At 64.5% G+C, this 12,972-nt stretch carries 19 protein-coding genes and 1 riboswitch; of the genes, 9 read left to right on the top strand and 10 right to left on the bottom strand.

Annotation, left to right across the window (positions count from 1 at the left end):
- Nucleotides 1-26: 26 nt before the first annotated feature.
- Nucleotides 27-377 carry a metalloregulator ArsR/SmtB family transcription factor gene (locus tag EN862_RS15105; RefSeq protein WP_127865099.1) on the bottom strand — a complete coding sequence of 117 codons (351 nt, stop codon included), beginning with the start codon at nt 375-377 and terminating at the stop codon, nt 27-29.
- A gap of 42 nt (nt 378-419) precedes the next feature.
- Here EN862_RS15105 and EN862_RS15100 point away from each other — a divergent pair, with 42 nt between their 5' ends.
- A complete protein-coding gene (locus EN862_RS15100; protein ID WP_127865098.1) occupies nt 420-941 on the top strand; it encodes a DUF6428 family protein in 522 nt (173 codons plus the stop codon).
- Nucleotides 942-1,181: 240 nt separating this feature from the next.
- Here the strand turns inward: EN862_RS15100 and EN862_RS15095 are convergent, their stop codons facing one another.
- Entirely contained in the window at nt 1,182-1,454 is a 273-nt protein-coding gene (locus EN862_RS15095; protein ID WP_095815889.1) for a PilZ domain-containing protein, read from the bottom strand.
- 167 nt (nt 1,455-1,621) lie between these two features.
- Nucleotides 1,622-2,191: a histidine phosphatase family protein gene (locus EN862_RS15090; RefSeq protein WP_127865097.1), complete on the bottom strand. Its 570-nt coding sequence runs from the start codon at nt 2,189-2,191 to the stop codon at nt 1,622-1,624.
- A gap of 84 nt (nt 2,192-2,275) precedes the next feature.
- Nucleotides 2,276-2,418, top strand: a riboswitch (adenosylcobalamin (AdoCbl) riboswitch).
- Nucleotide 2,419: 1 nt separating this feature from the next.
- On the opposite strand from EN862_RS15090, the gene EN862_RS15085 reads away from it, so the two are divergent.
- The 3 genes from EN862_RS15085 to EN862_RS15075 all read left to right on the top strand — a co-directional run bounded on the left by EN862_RS15085 (nt 2,420) and on the right by EN862_RS15075 (nt 4,201).
- Nucleotides 2,420-2,629, top strand: coding sequence for a CbtB domain-containing protein (locus tag EN862_RS15085; RefSeq protein ID WP_112100494.1), 210 nt, complete (start codon nt 2,420-2,422; stop codon nt 2,627-2,629).
- A 194-nt stretch (nt 2,630-2,823) separates the two neighbouring features.
- Entirely contained in the window at nt 2,824-3,564 is a 741-nt protein-coding gene (locus tag EN862_RS15080; protein WP_127865096.1) for a CbtA family protein, read from the top strand.
- Nucleotides 3,565-3,568: 4 nt separating this feature from the next.
- Nucleotides 3,569-4,201, top strand: a complete 633-nt coding sequence (locus EN862_RS15075) for a hypothetical protein (protein WP_127865095.1) — start codon at nt 3,569-3,571, stop codon at nt 4,199-4,201.
- 35 nt (nt 4,202-4,236) lie between these two features.
- Here the strand turns inward: EN862_RS15075 and EN862_RS15070 are convergent, their stop codons facing one another.
- Nucleotides 4,237-4,815 carry a dienelactone hydrolase family protein gene (locus EN862_RS15070; RefSeq protein ID WP_127865094.1) on the bottom strand — a complete coding sequence of 193 codons (579 nt, stop codon included), beginning with the start codon at nt 4,813-4,815 and terminating at the stop codon, nt 4,237-4,239.
- Between the two features lie 141 nt (nt 4,816-4,956).
- On the bottom strand, nt 4,957-5,589 hold the full coding sequence (locus tag EN862_RS15065) for a TetR/AcrR family transcriptional regulator (protein WP_127865093.1): 633 nt from the start codon (nt 5,587-5,589) through the stop codon (nt 4,957-4,959).
- A gap of 103 nt (nt 5,590-5,692) precedes the next feature.
- Here EN862_RS15065 and EN862_RS15060 point away from each other — a divergent pair, with 103 nt between their 5' ends.
- The 3 genes from EN862_RS15060 to EN862_RS15050 all read left to right on the top strand — a co-directional run bounded on the left by EN862_RS15060 (nt 5,693) and on the right by EN862_RS15050 (nt 7,556).
- Entirely contained in the window at nt 5,693-6,097 is a 405-nt protein-coding gene (locus EN862_RS15060; protein ID WP_127865092.1) for a VOC family protein, read from the top strand.
- 214 nt (nt 6,098-6,311) lie between these two features.
- Entirely contained in the window at nt 6,312-7,142 is an 831-nt protein-coding gene (locus EN862_RS15055; protein ID WP_127865091.1) for a DMT family transporter, read from the top strand.
- 198 nt (nt 7,143-7,340) lie between these two features.
- The gene (locus EN862_RS15050) at nt 7,341-7,556 is read left to right on the top strand and encodes a hypothetical protein (protein WP_127877110.1); all 216 of its coding nucleotides are present in this window, start codon (nt 7,341-7,343) and stop codon (nt 7,554-7,556) included.
- A 27-nt stretch (nt 7,557-7,583) separates the two neighbouring features.
- On the opposite strand, the gene EN862_RS15045 is transcribed toward EN862_RS15050, so the two are convergent.
- The 4 genes from EN862_RS15045 to EN862_RS15030 all read right to left on the bottom strand — a co-directional run bounded on the left by EN862_RS15045 (nt 7,584) and on the right by EN862_RS15030 (nt 11,107).
- Nucleotides 7,584-8,927: a cation diffusion facilitator family transporter gene (locus EN862_RS15045; protein WP_127865089.1), complete on the bottom strand. Its 1,344-nt coding sequence runs from the start codon at nt 8,925-8,927 to the stop codon at nt 7,584-7,586.
- A gap of 8 nt (nt 8,928-8,935) precedes the next feature.
- Nucleotides 8,936-9,193 carry a metal-sensing transcriptional repressor gene (locus EN862_RS15040; protein ID WP_127865088.1) on the bottom strand — a complete coding sequence of 86 codons (258 nt, stop codon included), beginning with the start codon at nt 9,191-9,193 and terminating at the stop codon, nt 8,936-8,938.
- A 111-nt stretch (nt 9,194-9,304) separates the two neighbouring features.
- A complete protein-coding gene (locus EN862_RS15035; RefSeq protein WP_127865087.1) occupies nt 9,305-10,129 on the bottom strand; it encodes a Ku protein in 825 nt (274 codons plus the stop codon).
- A 75-nt stretch (nt 10,130-10,204) separates the two neighbouring features.
- A complete protein-coding gene (locus EN862_RS15030) occupies nt 10,205-11,107 on the bottom strand; it encodes an AraC family transcriptional regulator (RefSeq protein WP_127865086.1) in 903 nt (300 codons plus the stop codon).
- Nucleotides 11,108-11,209: 102 nt separating this feature from the next.
- Between EN862_RS15030 and EN862_RS15025 the strand changes: the two genes are divergently transcribed.
- Complete coding sequence (locus EN862_RS15025) at nt 11,210-11,965, top strand: SDR family oxidoreductase (protein ID WP_127865085.1); 756 nt, start codon at nt 11,210-11,212, stop codon at nt 11,963-11,965.
- Between the two features lie 237 nt (nt 11,966-12,202).
- A complete protein-coding gene (locus tag EN862_RS15020; RefSeq protein ID WP_127865084.1) occupies nt 12,203-12,538 on the top strand; it encodes a hypothetical protein in 336 nt (111 codons plus the stop codon).
- Nucleotides 12,539-12,600: 62 nt separating this feature from the next.
- Here EN862_RS15020 and EN862_RS15015 read toward each other — a convergent pair whose 3' ends face one another.
- Nucleotides 12,601-12,750 carry a hypothetical protein gene (locus EN862_RS15015; RefSeq protein WP_095816402.1) on the bottom strand — a complete coding sequence of 50 codons (150 nt, stop codon included), beginning with the start codon at nt 12,748-12,750 and terminating at the stop codon, nt 12,601-12,603.
- Nucleotides 12,751-12,972: the final 222 nt, after the last annotated feature.

Raw genomic sequence — 12,972 nt, 5'->3', positions numbered from 1 at the left:
CCTGGGTCGGGCAAGGAGTGTGACAATCATTGCGGGGTCTCCTCGCCCGGCGGGCAGCAAGATGCAGCAAGCGCCGGCGCGCAGATTTCCGGGCGGCCCGAGCAGCAATCCTCCATTAGGAACCGGATCAGCCCGGAGAGCGCCTCATATTCAGCGCTGTAGACGATCGAGCGGGCATCACGCCGTGCGGTGACGAGGCCGGACCGTTCCAGTTCCTTGAGGTGGAAACTGACATTGGAGGGCGAGACCTCGACCTGTTCGGCGAGCGAACCGGCGGCGATTCCATCCGGCCCGGCGACGACCAACAGGCGCAGCAGGCGCAGGCGCGTCTCCTGCGACAGCGCGCCAAAGGCGATCAGGGCTTGACGTTCATCCATATTTCAATAATCCTTGAAATGTTGAAATGAGGAATAGCCGACATGCTGTCTTCCGACAATCATAAAAACGCCAACCCGATCGATCCCTCCGACCTGACCATCGGCGACCTGCTGAGCGCGCTGGCCGATTACAAGGACAGGCCGCTTGTTTTCCGCTATGACGGGCGGCCGGTTAAAGCAGGCTATCATGTCACCGAGGTGAAGGCCGGGCAGTTCTCGGCGCTGGATTGCGAGGCCAATCCCGAATCCTGGTCGGAGATCTTCGTCCAGCTATGGGACGTGGACGAAGGCGGGCCGGTCCATATGCCGGCCGGCAAATTCGCGGCGATCATCCGCAAGGTCTCGGATCACGTGGCCCTCGACCAATCGGCGAAACTGACCTTCGAGGTCAGCGACGGCATCCGCCCGATGGAACTGCACCGCGCGGCCCAGCCAAGCGTCGTTGGCGGCGCCATCGAGGTCGAGCTTTCGCCACGGCCGGCGAGCTGCAAGCCGCGTGACCGCTGGCTGAAGGAACAGGCGGCCGCGGGCAAGCCGTGCTGCGGAGAAAGCCGCTGCTGCTGACCCGGCGAACGCGCTGCGCCCCGCCGCATCAGAATTTGATCAGGCCATTGGCTTGCAACAAATAGAGGCCCACGAGAACGATAGCGATCAGCGCCACCCAAACGGCTGTCCTGCTCATGCGTGAAGTCCCAGTTGATCGGCCCTCATGAACGCACGCGCCACGGTTGCGTTCCCCATGTGCCGGGCTGCACGCCGCGCGGGCAGGTTCAAGTCACGAATTGCTGAGCGGCGGGCCGCGCGTCAGTCCTTCGGCGCGTTGCTGTAGAGCGCCACGCCGATGCGGTCGTTGCGCCGCCACCGCACCAAGGCGCGATAGGTCGTATCGTCGGCTGGGACCTCGAGCAGGAAGCGCTCCGGGATCTGCGTATCGGCGGCGACGCGCAGTTCCGCGCCCTGCTCGTGCTGGTTCCTGACCGAGCAGCCGATCCTGACGGCCCCGGCAATGATCGTGGCTTCCTTGAGCACGAATTCGCGCGCATGAAGACGGCGCTCGGTCTCGGGATAATTGGCCATTTCCGACGGCTCCTAAGGCAAGGCTCTCCTCGCCACGGGGCAGCACCATAGCAGCAAGGCGTTTCCGTTCCGTTAGCGATCGCTGAAACGACGGAGCCTTGATATGCCTGCGCGCGGTTGTCGAAGCTCGACAGGATCCGCGCGGGGACCGACCCGTGCCCGACTGTTCAGCCGGCGACTACGCCGCTCGCATGCAGCACCCAGCGGCGGCCGTCGCTGCGGAACTCGGTGAGCGACAGCGGCTCGATGTCGATCTTCCAGACCGAGGAGAGCGGCGCGCCCAGCACATGCACGATCACGGCGCGGATCGGCACGGCATGGGTGAGCGCGATGGTGTGGCCGCTCTCGCCGGCCAGCCGCTCCATCAGCGCAGCACCGCGCCGGGCCACCGCCGCAAGCGATTCGCCGCCATGGGGTGCTGCGCCGGGATCGGAGAACCAAGCCGCCATGCCTTCCGGGTCCTCAGCCTGCATCGCCTCGAAGCTTTTGCCGGCCCAGCGGCCAAAATCCTGCTCGGCAAGCAGCGGCTCGACCGCCGCGTCAAGGCCGAGCGCCTCGGCCGTCCTGCGCGCGGCAAGCGCCGGACTTGTCCAGACGCGGTCGGCCCGGCGCAGCGACGAAGCGACCGCGCCGGCGCGGTCGAAGGCGCTGGGCTCCGGCGCCTCGTCCTTCGGGAACCGGCCCTTGCGCGTGGCTTCCGTCGCGCCGCTTGCGATCATCGTCAGGCGGGCGAACATCCCAAAACTCCGTGGTCCAGTGAATTTCGGCCGCGCGAAGCCGCGTTGGCCATTATATGTCGTTGACAGGCGAACGAAGTGCTGACAAGTGTTTTAGCGCTATACGGGATTGGAAGCCGGTGCGAGTCCGGCACGGTCGCGCCACTGTGATCGGCACCAGCCGAGAGTCAGGCCTTATTCCGCAGCATAGTTGGATCAACGGGACGCAGTATCCCAAGGGAGCTCAATATGTCCGACACCACCTTCGCCCCCAGCTACGGTCCGGTTGCGATTCCGGTTCGCGAGCTTCTGCCTTGGGCGATCTTCGCCGGCCTGATGCTGATGCTGATGATCTATTTCGTTGGCGCGGAAGAAGGCGCGACGTCGCTGATCCGTGGCACGGCGGTGCACGAATTCGTGCATGACGGCCGCCACCTGCTCGGCTTCCCCTGCCACTAGGAGCGGTTCGGGGAAGGCTGAACCGTCCCAGGTTTTGGTCTGACGCAATTCCGGACGGAAACCGTTCCACACTTTTCCTGGAATTGCTCTGGAGCGGTTGGGCATCGCTGAGCCGTTCTGAGTTTTGGTCTAACGCAATTCCGAACGGAAAAACGCTTCGAATTTTTCCGGGAATTGCTTGAAGGGACTCTGACATGGTCGGAAAACTCTTGCTGCGCGGCATGCTTGTCGGGCTGGTGGCGGGGATTCTGGCGTTTGCCTTCGCCCGCGTCTATGGCGAGCCGCCGGTCGACAAGGCGATCGCCTTTGAGGAACAGCAGGCCCAGGCGGCCGGCGAGACGCCGGAACCCGAGATGGTCAGCCGCGCCGTTCAAGCCGGCATCGGTCTCGCAACCGGCGTGCTGGTCTATGGCGCGGCCCTTGGCGGGTTGTTCTCGCTGGTCTTTGCCTATGCCTATGGCCGGCTGGGCTCGCTCGGTCCGCGCGGCACCTCGGCGCTGCTGGCGCTGCTCGGCTTCCTCGCCGTTATCGTGGTGCCCAGCCTCAAATACCCGGCGAACCCGCCCGCGGTCGGCAATCCCGAAACCATCGCCTACCGCACCGAACTGTTCTTCATCATGATCGTCATCTCGATCGCGGCGATGGTGGCGGCGGTCGGGCTGGCGCAGCGGCTGTGGAGCAGGCTCGGCGCCTGGAACGCCTCGATCGTGGCCGGGCTCGCCTTCCTCGTCGTCTTCGCGCTGGTGAAGGCGGCCCTGCCCGACGTCAATGAAGTGCCGGAGAACTTCTCGGCGACGGTGCTGTGGCAGTTCCGCGTCGCCTCGCTCGGCATCCAGCTGGTGCTATGGGCCGTCGTCGGGCTCGGCTTCGGCGCGGTTGCCGAGCGCGTGGTCGCGGTGCGCGACCAGCGCGGCCCCACCCGCCGCTACGCCTAAACCCATGCGTCAGCCGCCACGGTTCCTCGCCTTGGCCGCCGTCTTCTTTTTAGCGATCTGGCAGTCACTTCTGATCGCCCTCCCGGCCGAAGCCCATAGCGGCTCGTCCGCCACGCCTCCCCCAGGCATCCAGATCCCAAGCCTGACCCATGGCCAGATGGCGGTGATCGCGCGCTACCGCGGCGACATCCTCGACCTTGCCCAACGCCAGACCGTCACCGACCCGACTTTCCGGCGGCTCTACAACCACGGCAATCTGCAATTCACCTACTGCCTCTGGGGCCTGATGCCGGGAAGCCTCGGCGACGAGGAGAGCCCGTTCAACGAATGCAGCCACGCCTATCTCGCCACCGCCAAGGCGCTGCTCGCCTATATGGCGACGATGCCAGCGGCGGGGCACCAGGCGAAGGCGCTGATCTCCGACATCGACGCAGACATGGTGCGCAGCGGCGCATCCTGGATCCTGTGCCAATACAGCGGCGAGGCTTTCAGCACCGGCGCGGTGATCGAGCCCAGATGGCAAGACATTGTCTTCCACCTGCCCAGCCTGGCGGTGCTGCTGGTCACGGTGGCGGCGCTGATCGCCGCCGCGTGCTCGATCTTCCGTTTGCCCTCGCCGCGGGCCGGCACCGTCTAGAACGATTCAGCGTCTCACAGCATCACCGAACCGTTTCAAGTCTTTCGTGCGATCGTTTCCAGGAAAGCCAGAACGCGCGACCAAGTCAGTTCGGCTGCGGGCGCATCGTAGTCCGGCAGCGCTCGATCGGTGTAGAAATGGCCGATCCCTGGATAGGTGAAAATCTCCGCCTTGACTTGGCTGCGTTTTGCCGCCGCCGACCAGCCGGCAACTTGTTCAGGCAGCGCAAACCCATCCGGGTCGGCGACGTGGACCGCGACCGGAATGTGTCGACGAACATTTGTGGGAATATCGGCAAGGCCATGCAGCAGCACAACGCCCGCGGCAGCGATTCTTTCCGGCCAAACGGCACTGACCACCCCAGCTCCCATCGAATGGCCTGCGAGCACCGCGTCTCGAGAAGTCTGGAGGAGCGCCGCCCTGGCACGGCCGCAGATGGTTTCCCACCCGACGTTGCCCATCAGGTCAAGCCCTTCGTCGACCGACGGCGCCGTTAATCCCGCGTATAGGTCCGGCGTCACAACATCATGGCCCGCGCCTCGCATGCGCTCAGCGGCTTGCTGCTCCACCGCCCGAAGGCCCAGCACCGAGTGAAAGAGTACGATAGTAGCCATTCGCTTTCCCTCCACCGTCCCCTAGCCGATCGAGTTGGACTCTCAGGCGCTGCTTAACTGACTGAGGCCGGCCGACCTCCTGCGACACCAGGAGACGTAACGCGGCTCGTTGCGCTGCGCAGATCGTGCCAGGCGGCGCGACTATTTCGAGCGTGCCCCATAGGCGGCAAGGAACGCTTCGACCGAGGCATCGGCGTGGCGCTCAAGGTCGGCTTTCGAGCGCGGGTTGCTCCCGGTGAACATGGCTTCGTTCATCGGGATCCAAAGCAGCATGCCGAAGAAATGGCTGGCCGCCAAACGGGGATCGCCGGTCTGCAACAGACCTCGGCTGGTGAGCTTTTCAAAGCACTCCGCCACCGAGGCAAGCATGCGCTCAAAGCCTTTGTCGTACCAGCTACGGCCAAGCTGCGGCATCCGATCGGCATTGGCGATAATCAGACGCCGGAGCTTCAGCAACTCGTCGTTCATCAGCGTCGTGGTCAATCGCCGGGCAAGCTGCTGCAGGCCGCCCTCCAGGAATTTTGCCTCGGAAAGCAGCATCGTCACGGACTCGACAACGTCGTTGACCTGAGAAGCGGTGGACTCCACGACTTCGGTGAAAAGCGTCTCCTTGTCCTTGAAGTGCTTGTAGACAGTCTGCTTGGAAGCACTTGCCCTGGTGGCGATCTCCTCCATGCTGGTCCCATCATAGCCCTTGGCGATGAACGCGGCGGTCGCCGCCTCGATGATCTCACGGTCCTTGCGGGCCGATCTGGTCTCAACAGCAATTTTCATGACGCCTCATGATCAGTACTAGACGGTACCGTTCCCTTATGATAGTCACCCCTACAGTACTAGACTGACTAGTACCCGTCAATGAAACGGAGGTTTCAATCCGATGACCCAGATGCTCTTCCTCAATCTGCCAGTGCGCGATCTGCAGGCAGCGACCAAGTTTTATCTCGCGATCGGCGGCACGCTCAACCCGCAGTTCTCGAACGACCAAGCCAGCTCGATCATGTTCTCCGAATCGATCGGGGTCATGTTGCTGACGCACCAGCACTACAGCCAGTTCACAGCCCGTCCGATAGGCGATGCCAAGCGCGAGAGCCAAATGCTGATCGCGCTGACCGTCGACAGCAAAGACGCGGTCAGCGCGGTCATCGAGAAAGGCGTTGCGGCGGGCGGCCGCGCCGATCCCAACCCGGCGCAGGATCTCGGCTTCATGTTCAACCGTCACATCGAAGACCCGGATGGCAATGTCTGGGAGTTCCTGTGGATGAACCCCGCAGCCATGCAATAGACTGTCCGTATCGCCCTTGCCGGAACGACACTCTGGAAGCGGCGGGGCACCCGCCCCGTCGCTCCCGTGTTCGGGCCAAGCCCGCCCTTGTCCTCGACTTGATATCTCGGAGCATGTCCTGCGGCCGCCGGTCCGGCTAGCGCATTGCGGCGAGCTGGCGTAAGCATCGGCGCCTGCCCAATCCAGGGTGGAATCGCCGCAACCGCCAGCAGCCATGTTCGTCTCCGAAGCCCTTGCCGTCACCGCCGCCTTGTGCAGCGCGCTGAGCTCCATGTTCCTCAGCGAGCTCAAGGGGCGGGTCCCCCTGCTCCAGCTTGCCCGCTGGCAGATGCTCGCCACCTTCGTGATGACCGGCTCGGTGTCGCTGGCGATCGGCGGCTGGCACACGATCGGCGCGAGGGAGTTCTGGCTGCTCGCCGGGTCGAGCTTCGCCGGCATCAGCATCGCCAGCACGACCTATTTCGCCACCATCTATTCGGTCGGCCCGCGCATCACGGCGCTGCTCTTCTCGCTCACCTCGCCATTTGCCCTGGCGCTCGGCTATCTGGTGCTCGGCGAAACCATCAGCCGCTGGCAGGCGCTGGGCGTGGCGCTGGTGCTGGCGGGCATCGTGCTTGCCATCGGCATGCCGCGGCGCTTCCTCAAGCGCGGCGACCTGGCGCCGGCGATGCCGGTCGTCACCCCTTCCACCGTGCCGGTCAGCACTGTGCCCGGCCCGCCGCTCACCGGCCGCATGGGACCAGGCATCGTGCTTGGCGTCACGACGGTGCTCGGCCAGGCGATCGGCACCCTTCTGGCCAGGCCCGCCATGGCTGCCGGCGTCGAGCCGTTCACGGCCATGGCGCTGCGTTCCGGCCTGGCCGTCATCCTGTTCATCGCGCTCACGGCAACACCGTTCGGCAAGGGCAAAAGGGAGGCCGTCCAGTTCGGCACGGTCGGGCTCGCCGTGCTGTCCGCCTTCGTCGGCACCTCGCTCGGCATGTCCTGCCTGATGGCCGCGTTGCGCACCGGCAATGTCGGCATCATCTCGACGCTTCCTCGATGATGCCGGTCATCATCCTGCCGATGGTGTGGCTGCGCAGCGGGCAAAGGCCGACCGCAGCCGCCTGGGCCGGCGCGCTGCTGGCGATTGCCGGCACGGCGCTGATCAGCGTGCGGTGAATGCTGGCTGGACGGCGTAACGATCTCGAGCTATAGGGCCGGTTGTTACAGTGAGGCATCGCGCTGAAGCCGCGCGCAATCCATGATAACCGTGAAAAAAGTGCTTCTGAACGAAGAGTTGTACTTCGTTTGGGCCGATGAAAGGTGCTTTGCGTTCTTCTACCTGCTCAGCTCGACCGGTGGGAAACAGGTCTGGGCGGTAAGCGGCGAGTACAAGCCGCTTGCCGCCAATGTCGACGATTTCGACAGTTATGACCAAGCCCTGGAATTTATCATGGCTCGCGCGCCCGTTCAGTAGGCGCGCCTTTCCGGCGGCAGTTCTCCATCACCCATGCGCGTGCTCATGGTCATGCCCCTCCGGCTCGGCCATGGCGAAGGGCAGGTCCTCGCTGTCCTGACCGGCCGCCAGTTGCAGCCTGGCGCTGAACTCATGCGGCTCGGCCGGCGCGACCAAGCTTTGCAGATAATGATGGTCGCCGCCGACCGGCGACAGCGGCAGGCTTTCGACGGCGCCGCCGGCGCGTTCTATGGCGACGTTTGCCCGCAGGCCCTCGGCGTGGCGCGAGAGGCGCAGCCGCATGCGCTCGCCCTCCGGCGTGTCGACGATCTCGAGCAGTCCGCTGGCCAGCTTGCCCGACACCAGGAACGGATCAGGCGAGTGATGGTGGCCACCCTCGGCCCCGGGCACGGCAAAGCGCACCGTGGCGACGTCGAGCGCGGGAATGTGCGCGAAGAGCTCGGCCTTGAGCGAAGCGGCGATGTTGTTGGCGGCGGCAAGCAGCAGCCCGTCATTGACCGCGATCTCGACATCGACATGCAGCTTATGGCCGAGCCAGCGGGCCTTCGCGTCGACCACCCTGTCGATCCCGGCAACATGTGCGGCGGCGTGGTGAACCTCGTCGACCAGCCTCGGCTCCACACCGTCGAGCATGCGCGTCAGCACGGAACGCGCCGACTGCCAGACGATGCCGAAGATAGCGATGGTGATCAGCAGGCCGATGATCGGGTCGGCGAGCGGGTAGCCAAGCCAGACGCCAACCGCACCGGCAACGACGGCAAGGCTGGTCAGCCCGTCGGTGCGCGCGTGGTAGCCATCGGCGATCAGGGCCGCGCTGTTGATCTGACGGCCGACGCGGATGCGGAAGACGGCCACCGCCTCATTGCCGAGGAAGCCGATGACGCCGGCAGCGGCCAGCCAGCCCAGGAACCGCACCGGCTGCGGATCGAGCAGGCGATCGATAGCTTCGTAACCGGCCACGAGGGCGCTCGCCAGGATGATCAGCACGATGACGATGCCGGCAAGATCCTCGACGCGACCGAGACCGTAGGTGAACGTTGGGGTCGGCCTGCGGCGCGCCAGCATGAAGGCGATCCAGAGCGGGATGGCCGTCGTCGCGTCGGCGATGTTGTGGATGGTGTCGGCAAGCAGCGCCACGCTGCCCGAAAAGAGGACGACGGCGAGCTGCAGCGCGGCCGTTATCGCCAGGATGACAAACGACCATTTGATCGCCCAGATGCCGCGCTCCGTCGTGGCGATCGTCGCGTCGATCACGCCATGCGTGTGCCCATGCGCCCCATGATGGTCATGCCCCTGCCCGCCATGATCGTGCCCGCCGTGGTCATGCCCGTGCGAGCCGAAGCCGAACCAGTCGACAACCTTCGTCAACATGAGCGCCCTCACAGATATTTGGTGAGCTGCTTCAGCTCTTTCAGCGTGTCCCGGGTCGGCTCGCCGCCCTCGACAAGGCAATGCTCCATATGGTCGTGGATCAGCTCGCGCTTGGCGTTGCCGACGGCGCCTTCGACGGCATGGAGCTGTTGCGCGAGGTCAAGGCAGGAACGGCCCTGCTCGAACATGGTGAGCACAGCGGCGAGATGGCCGTGCGCGCGCTTGAGCCGAGCGATGATGTCGGGATGGGAGCTGTGTATCGTCATGGCACGATCCTATCCCCCAGGGTAGGATACGGCAACCAAGGAAAGAACCATGTCCCGCCGAGTGAGCGGATCCGCCGATCCCGAACTTCGACGATCATACCGGTCGGCCGATCAGGCCGACTTGCGGGCAGGTCTGGCTTTCGAGGGTGCCTTGATGCCTTCCTTGGCGAGGCTCTTCCTCAGCACCGAGGCGAGGTCGACGACATTTTCCTTTGGCGGCGGCGCGGCCTTCGGCGTTTTCTTGCCCTTGCGCTTGGCATCGATCATCGCGATCAGCGCATCCTCATAGGTGTCCTCGAACTTCGAGGGATCGAACTTCGTCACCTTCTTGTCGATCAAAAGCTCGGCAATCTCGAGCAGGTCCTTGTCGTATTTCGGTGACGTTAGGTCTTCGAAGACGCTCTTTTCCGAGACCATCTCGTTGCGGGTGCGCAATTCGGTGAGCAGCATGCCCTTGCCGAAAGGCTGGATGACGACCTCGCGGCCGCGCTGATAGAGCACCACGCAGGATCTTGCGGCGACGCGCTTCTTCTTCATCGCCTCGCGCAGCACGCTGAAGGCCTCGAGCGCGGCGCCATCGGCGGGGATGAGGTAATAGGGCTTTTCCAGATAGCGGGTGTCGATGTCGTCAAGGGCGACGAACTCGTCAACCTCCAATGTATGCGCCGAGGTGAGTTTCAGCTTCTTGATCTCATCCGGCTCGATCTCGATGAAATCATCCTTGTCCAGCTCGAAGCCCTTGGTCTGATCCTGGGCCTCGACGACATCGCCGGTCTGCTCGTCGACATAGGCGCTTTTCACCGGCAAGCCGTCCTTGCGGTTCAGGATCTTGAAATGGACTTTTCCGGTTTCGCTGGTCGCGCCGACCAGCTTCACGCCGCACGAGACCGACCCGACCTTCAGAAAACCCTTCCAGACCGCGCGCGGCGCAACCATGTGCCATTCCTATTGTCGTTGCGATCAACAGGAACATCTGGCGACCCGCCTGGTTCCGCGCGGGCCAGGCCGCCGCTAGTGCGCGATCGCCCTGGCGTAGCGTCTGGGCGGCTGGCCGACATGGCGGCTGAAGGCGGTGCTGAAGGTGCTGGCCGAGCCATAGCCGACGCGCTCGGCGATCTCGGCGATATCGCCCTCCTGCCGGCGCAGCAGATCCTTCGCCAGCGCCATGCGCCAGGCCAGCAGATATTCCATCGGCGGCACGCCGACGCCGCGCACGAAGCGGTCGAAGAAGGCGGAGCGCGAAAGCGCGGCCTCCTTCGCCAGTTCGACGATCGTCCACGGCCGCGCCGGATCGGAGTGCATCCGGCGGATCGCCTCCGCCAGCCGCGCGTCGCCCAGGCCGCGCAGCAGGCCGGCCGGCGCGTCGGGCGTCTGCGCCTGCCGCAGGGATTCGACGAGCAGGATTTCGATCAGCCGGGTCAGCACCAGGTCGCGCCCCGAATGCCGGCCCGCCGCCTCCTCGATCAGCAGCTTCACCAGGACCGACAGCCGCTCGACGCCGCGGACATGGACCTGAGCAGGCAGCAGTGAAACCAGCAGGCCGGAATCCTCCCCATCGAAGAGGAAATAGCCGCCAAGCATGCGCAGGTCCGGCGGGCCGTCCTGCCTGCCGTGCCGGACCTCCTCCGTCGCGGCCGCGGCAAGGTTGGGATCGATCAGCGTCGGAACGACCGGCTCGAAGCCCGTCATGGTGAAACCGGGCGTTGAAGGCAGCAGCACGAAATCGCCGGCCTCGAGCGTCAAGGGAGGCTGGCCGTCCACCGCCAACAGGCAGGCTCCCTCGATGACGACGGCGAAGCTCGGATGGCCGAAATCGGCGTAGCGGACCCCCCAGCGCCCGGCGCCGCTGATGCCCTTGGTGAACACGGCGCGCGGCCTGAGCAAGCCTATGACTTCGGAGAGCGGATCGACCATGTTAGGACTTTTGCAAACAAAATCAGTACTGTCAATTATAGATAGTCCGGCGCCCTGCCGGTAACTTGCCGCTGTGCAAATCGAACAGCAGGGACCGATCCCATGAAAACCATCCTGATCACCGGCGCTTCCTCGGGCTATGGCCTCGAGACGGCGCGCCATTTCCTCTCGAATGGCTGGAACGTCGTCGCGACGATGCGAAGCCCGCGCGAGGATGTGCTGCCGCGTTCGCCGGCGTTGCGCATCCTGCCGCTCGACGTGACGGACGACAAAAGCATCGCGGCGGCGATCGAAGCGGCGGGGCCGATCGACGCATTGGTCAACAATGCCGGCATCGGTGTCGCCGGAGCTTTCGAGGCGACGCCGATGGCGCATATCCGAAAGGTCTTCGAGACCAACACGTTCGGCGTCATGGCGATGACCCAGGCGGTGATCCCGCAGATGCGCAAGCGGCGTTCCGGCGTCATCGTCAATGTGACGTCGAGCGCCACGCTGGCGCCCTTCCCTCTGGCGGCGGCCTATACAGCGAGCAAGCAGGCGATCGAAGGTTTCACCGGCTCGCTGGCGCTGGAACTCGCGCCCTTCCACGTCCGCGCCAAGCTGGTCGAGCCCGGTTACGGGCCGACGACGAGGTTCACCGCCAACACCGGCGTCAATGTCCAGGACCTTATCCCCGAGGCCTATGCCGACTTTGCCAGGGCAGTCTTCGGCAATCTCGCAGATCCGGCGATGGCCGGTACTCTGACCACCAGGGAAATCGATGTCGCCGAAGGTGTGTGGCGGGCCGTCAACGATACCACCGGCACGCTGCGCTTCCCCGCCGGGGCCGATGCGGTCGCCCTGTCGCAGGCCGCATAGGCAAGGCCGAGGCTTCGGCGCGGTCCATTCGTCTGCAATTCACCTGGCCAGCGCCCTGCCTCGACGGGTGCGGCCTCGGACTTCTCCTTATGTTCAGCGCCTCCTTCGCCTCTCGACAGGCAGTCGGGCGGCAACCAAATCCTTGTTTTCCCGTTTATTTCAGCGGCTGCCGATGCTCATCGTGTCGCCAGCTGGCTCCGGCGGCAACGACCCGCGCGGAGCGGAAAGGAGGCGTCGATGACACGGCCGGCAGTGGAGATAGGTGACAGGGTGGCCGTGATCGCCACCGTGATCGAGCGCGTCAACGACCGCGTGACGCTGAGCCTCGACGGCAACGGCCATCGCTATTCGATGGTCGAGCCAAACGCCAAGGCAGGCGACAAGCTGAGACTGGAGGGCGAGGTCGTCCATGTCGACGAGGATCTCGGACGCACGACGGTGCAGGTGCTGGGGCGGGTGACCGTCGACACCGGGTCGGTCGAGATGGTGGCGAGACGTTGCGACCTCGACCATATCGGCTCGAACGTGCCCGGCCACCCTCGCCCGCGCACGCAACCGATACCACACGGGTGAAAGCTCCCGGTGAAACGGCGGTCGCTCCTGGGGCGTTTCCGTCACCGACACTCATCGTTGTCCTAGTGGCGCTTGAAATACTGCACTTCGCGCTCGTGCTTTTCGGCCGCCTCGCGCGACTTGAACGTGCCGAGATTGCGGCGCTTGCCGGTTCTCGGGTCGACCTTGCGCGAATAGAGCCGGTATTCGCCGGTTTTCAGTTTGCGGATCATGGAAACCTCCTGTGCGGGGCCATGACTCCAACCCGCCGGGGGCCGACTCGGTTCCGATCACCATCGAGCCCGCGCGGCCGGCGGCAAAAACGCTTTTGTCGGTGAACCATTTCACGGACGAAAACGACCCAATGTCGGAATCGACATCGCAACGACACGATTAAGTCGAATTATTTGTATTCAAATGACTTTCGCGACGTTATGCGGATGTTGCGAGCGTGC

This window comes from Mesorhizobium sp. M2E.F.Ca.ET.219.01.1.1, assembly GCF_004016445.2.
In the GTDB taxonomy this organism is placed as follows: Bacteria; Pseudomonadota; Alphaproteobacteria; order Rhizobiales; family Rhizobiaceae; genus Mesorhizobium.
This window is presented reverse-complemented; position numbering and strand designations above follow the sequence as displayed.

What these genes read in the sequence shown, in the direction of transcription:
- EN862_RS15105 (WP_127865099.1), bottom strand. Translation starts at nt 377, where the DNA reads ATGGATGAACGTCAAGCCCTGATCGCCTTTGGCGCGCTGTCGCAGGAG.
- EN862_RS15100 (WP_127865098.1), top strand. Translation starts at nt 420, where the DNA reads ATGCTGTCTTCCGACAATCATAAAAACGCCAACCCGATCGATCCCTCC.
- EN862_RS15095 (WP_095815889.1), bottom strand. Translation starts at nt 1,454, where the DNA reads ATGGCCAATTATCCCGAGACCGAGCGCCGTCTTCATGCGCGCGAATTC.
- EN862_RS15090 (WP_127865097.1), bottom strand. Translation starts at nt 2,191, where the DNA reads ATGTTCGCCCGCCTGACGATGATCGCAAGCGGCGCGACGGAAGCCACG.
- EN862_RS15085 (WP_112100494.1), top strand. Translation starts at nt 2,420, where the DNA reads ATGTCCGACACCACCTTCGCCCCCAGCTACGGTCCGGTTGCGATTCCG.
- EN862_RS15080 (WP_127865096.1), top strand. Translation starts at nt 2,824, where the DNA reads ATGGTCGGAAAACTCTTGCTGCGCGGCATGCTTGTCGGGCTGGTGGCG.
- EN862_RS15075 (WP_127865095.1), top strand. Translation starts at nt 3,569, where the DNA reads ATGCGTCAGCCGCCACGGTTCCTCGCCTTGGCCGCCGTCTTCTTTTTA.
- EN862_RS15070 (WP_127865094.1), bottom strand. Translation starts at nt 4,815, where the DNA reads ATGGCTACTATCGTACTCTTTCACTCGGTGCTGGGCCTTCGGGCGGTG.
- EN862_RS15065 (WP_127865093.1), bottom strand. Translation starts at nt 5,589, where the DNA reads ATGAAAATTGCTGTTGAGACCAGATCGGCCCGCAAGGACCGTGAGATC.
- EN862_RS15060 (WP_127865092.1), top strand. Translation starts at nt 5,693, where the DNA reads ATGACCCAGATGCTCTTCCTCAATCTGCCAGTGCGCGATCTGCAGGCA.
- EN862_RS15055 (WP_127865091.1), top strand. Translation starts at nt 6,312, where the DNA reads ATGTTCGTCTCCGAAGCCCTTGCCGTCACCGCCGCCTTGTGCAGCGCG.
- EN862_RS15050 (WP_127877110.1), top strand. Translation starts at nt 7,341, where the DNA reads ATGATAACCGTGAAAAAAGTGCTTCTGAACGAAGAGTTGTACTTCGTT.
- EN862_RS15045 (WP_127865089.1), bottom strand. Translation starts at nt 8,927, where the DNA reads ATGTTGACGAAGGTTGTCGACTGGTTCGGCTTCGGCTCGCACGGGCAT.
- EN862_RS15040 (WP_127865088.1), bottom strand. Translation starts at nt 9,193, where the DNA reads ATGACGATACACAGCTCCCATCCCGACATCATCGCTCGGCTCAAGCGC.
- EN862_RS15035 (WP_127865087.1), bottom strand. Translation starts at nt 10,129, where the DNA reads ATGGTTGCGCCGCGCGCGGTCTGGAAGGGTTTTCTGAAGGTCGGGTCG.
- EN862_RS15030 (WP_127865086.1), bottom strand. Translation starts at nt 11,107, where the DNA reads ATGGTCGATCCGCTCTCCGAAGTCATAGGCTTGCTCAGGCCGCGCGCC.
- EN862_RS15025 (WP_127865085.1), top strand. Translation starts at nt 11,210, where the DNA reads ATGAAAACCATCCTGATCACCGGCGCTTCCTCGGGCTATGGCCTCGAG.
- EN862_RS15020 (WP_127865084.1), top strand. Translation starts at nt 12,203, where the DNA reads ATGACACGGCCGGCAGTGGAGATAGGTGACAGGGTGGCCGTGATCGCC.
- EN862_RS15015 (WP_095816402.1), bottom strand. Translation starts at nt 12,750, where the DNA reads ATGATCCGCAAACTGAAAACCGGCGAATACCGGCTCTATTCGCGCAAG.